2 protein-coding genes are annotated in these 3,127 nt (G+C 50.2%); both read left to right on the forward strand.

Annotation, left to right across the window (positions count from 1 at the left end):
- Positions 1–475 precede the first annotated feature (475 nt).
- The gene (locus tag Q0294_RS04385; protein WP_299461317.1) at positions 476–1,528 is read left to right on the forward strand and encodes a tetratricopeptide repeat protein; all 1,053 of its coding nucleotides are present in this window, start codon (positions 476–478) and stop codon (positions 1,526–1,528) included.
- Positions 1,529–1,827: 299 nt separating this feature from the next.
- Positions 1,828–2,826 (forward strand): GTP cyclohydrolase FolE2, encoded by a 999-nt coding sequence (gene folE2, locus Q0294_RS04390; RefSeq protein WP_299461319.1) that lies wholly within the window; start codon positions 1,828–1,830, stop codon positions 2,824–2,826.
- The last annotated feature ends 301 nt before the right edge of the window (positions 2,827–3,127 follow it).

Consider the following 3,127-nt stretch of genomic DNA (forward strand, 5'->3'; position numbering starts at 1 on the left):
ATGCTTTAACACGTAAAATTCCGTACGAAGCCACTTTCGGGACACCCACTAGCTAAACTATGAATCTGCCTGATTACACACCATTTTGAGGTGATCCACCTCAATGTCTGGTTTTCAGGCAAGTCTGTGATCAACAAATGACGATAAGTTGATATGTTATCATCACTTAATTCACACGATTCTCCCTGGGTTCACAAAGGTTCTACCTCTGTCGCTTCCGAAACGGGTTCCCCTGCCAGTGGCCAGAAATCGGGGTGAGTTCCTCTACCCGAAAAATCAATAAAATGTTAAGTTGCGGGATCTGAAGCCAGCCTTGACTGATGTGAATGCGAATCTTTCCCGCTTCGGGAGTTCTGTGCTGTTTTTGTAACTTCTTGCAGGTAGATCATCCTATCCGATGAGAGCTCGTCCTGAAAAAATGTTTTCAGCGAACAGATTCAGATTGACGCCTCTGAAACGGAAAACTTGCGCGCCGGTGACCGGTTGGTTCTCGCTGCGGCAGTGGTTGAGTCTGGCGCTGTTGCTGGGGATCTGCAGTTCCGGCTGTACCAGCTGGCGGCAGAAAATGGCGGTACGGGATTCTGAATCTCAGGATCTGGTGGAGCAGGTACGAGTGGCAACCGAAAGCGGACGTCAGGAACAGGCTGCCGAACTGCTCAAGCAGGCTGTGAATTCGAATCCGAATAATGCGGCGGTCCGGCAGCAACTTTCCGAATTTTTAATTACGAACGGTTATTCGGAAGAAGCCATGCAACAGTTGAAAAAGACGATGGTGCTGACCCCCGACGATCCCAAACCGTATATTGATCTGGCTTATTTACTGCATGAGAAAAAGCAATATACCGATGCGCTCAAAAACCTGGAACTGGGTTTGAAGCTTGATCCCACGAATATCCGCGCTCTGATCCTCAAAGGAGAGCTGGAAGAACTGGCAGAACTGAATCCCGCCGCGGTCGAGACTTATCACCGGGTTCTGCAGGTAGACCCCTATAATATTGTTTCCCGTCTGAAGCTGGCGGCATTGCAAATCAAACAGGGGGAACCGAATCGCGCCACTCCGATTTTGCGACCGATCTGTCACAATACCGGCGCCACCATCGATCAGCGAGCGGAAGCACAATGGTTGCTGGGAGTCGCCTATGGTGCGGAGCAGCGCTGGAGCGATTCCGTCGCTTCCCTGGAACTGGCTCTGAAGCAGCGAACGGATGTCTCTGCCGATGACTGGTATCGTGTGGCGTACGCCTGCCTGCAGGCGAATGAGATGGAAAAAGTGTATCCGGCGGTGACACGGGCTTTGACATTAAATCCGCTGCACACTGAAACGAATCGCCTGTCAACTTACCTGACTCAGCAATCGAATCAATTCAATATCCAACAGGCTTCGATGTATACACCGCTGCAGCGACCCGGGTTTATCGGGCAGGAATCGTCTCCGATTCCTCTGGACACCTTACGGCCTCCTCAGGGCTGGGAGCAGGCTGCGAGGCTCTCCATTTCTGCGGGCAGAGTCAGTACGGGCGCACGCTGAAAGGTCGATTTCGGGCAGGAATAACTCAAATGTCCTGCCTGACCGGGGCAAAAAACAGAAACTGGCTCGGTTTGACAGGGGCAATATTTCTGTAATTTCAAGGCTCAATTGGAGTTATTACGATGAAAACGCTGCATTTATCGAATTTTGATACTTGAAAAAAGAATCCCTGAGACTAAATGATATAGGAGAGTTTTGTTGTTATAGTATCCTGAACGATTTGAGTTATTATAAAAATAAGAAGAAACTTTTGTGAAATCTGAATTTCACCTGAGCCATACCGACGAAAGAATGCCTGCATGTTTGAATTTGTTTCCGATGTACTGAATCTCAAGCAGATGGGATCGATAGACAGGAATCCGCTTTCGTCTTCGGGACTTTCCTCACTGCCCGCCATTCTTCCGGATGTTGCCAATGAGAGTGTTCCCCAGACAGGGGGCACCCTGGACCGCGTCGGGATGTCGGGAGTCGAGATAGTCCTCAGGCTCCGCGATGCTTCGGGGGAAATCTTTCGTACGCCGGCCCGCGCCGATGCCGCCGTCAGTCTGGACGATGAAACCGTAAAGGGAATTCATATGTCCCGCCTGTTTCTCAGTCTGAACAACCGACTGGCGGATCAGATACTTTCGTTGCCTTTAGTGAATGAAATCCTGAAAGATTTTGTTCAGACGCATCAGGAGATGAGTGCCAACAGTTTTTTGACACTGTCTTATGAGCATTCCTTCAAACGACCGGCTTTACTGTCCGATCATGCCGGCTGGCGTGCTTATCCCGTGAAAATTCACAGCGCATTCCGTAAGGGGGAATTCCAGCATCGGATGCAGGTACGACTGACGTATTCCAGCGCCTGTCCCTGTTCGGCTGCGTTGTCGCGACAGTTGATTCAACAGGCCTTTGAAACTGCATTCGGCGGTCGCAGCGAACTCTCGCACGATGAAATCTTTCAATGGCTGGGCACTCAGGAAGCGATTCTGGCAGTACCGCACAGCCAGAGAAGTCACGCGGATGTGACCGTGGAATTAGACAGCACACTGGAAGATTTTCCGATTGAGACTCTGATTGATTATCTCGAACGGGTGATCGCGACTCCCGTGCAGACAGCGGTCAAACGCGAAGATGAGCAGGAGTTTGCCCGCTTAAACGGTGCCAACCTGATGTTCTGCGAAGACGCCGCCCGCAAGCTGAAAGCGGCTCTGGAGCAATACGAGGGGATCAAGGATTTCCGCGTAGAGATCAGCCATCTGGAAAGCCTGCACCCGCACGATGCTGCGGCCGTTGCGACCCGGTCTCAGGCCTAAATCTGTTTAGAACACTTTTCCTCGTGGCTCGTGGGGAAATGGCTGTTCTTGAAACCATCGCACAGATTTGTCTGTCTTTTTCCGAATTCGAGCCATCGTGGCCGGGTCTGTTTCGATCTCTGCCTGGATGCCCTTGTTTTTTTCTGGTTAGCATCACGATTTATTCATCTGGAATTCGCAGTCGATCTCGATCTATATAATCGAAGGCATGCTCGACTTTCACTTTGCCATCATTTCGAACATCAGAAATAACACCTTTTTTCCACATATTGAAAGGATCAATAAACTCAATATTCATTCC

The organism is uncultured Gimesia sp., from assembly GCF_937919775.1.
In the GTDB taxonomy this organism is placed as follows: domain Bacteria; phylum Planctomycetota; class Planctomycetia; order Planctomycetales; family Planctomycetaceae; genus Gimesia.

Excerpts from the sequence above, each read along its gene's own strand:
- folE2 (WP_299461319.1), top strand. The coding sequence starts at position 1,828 with ATGTTTGAATTTGTTTCCGATGTACTGAATCTCAAGCAGATGGGATCG.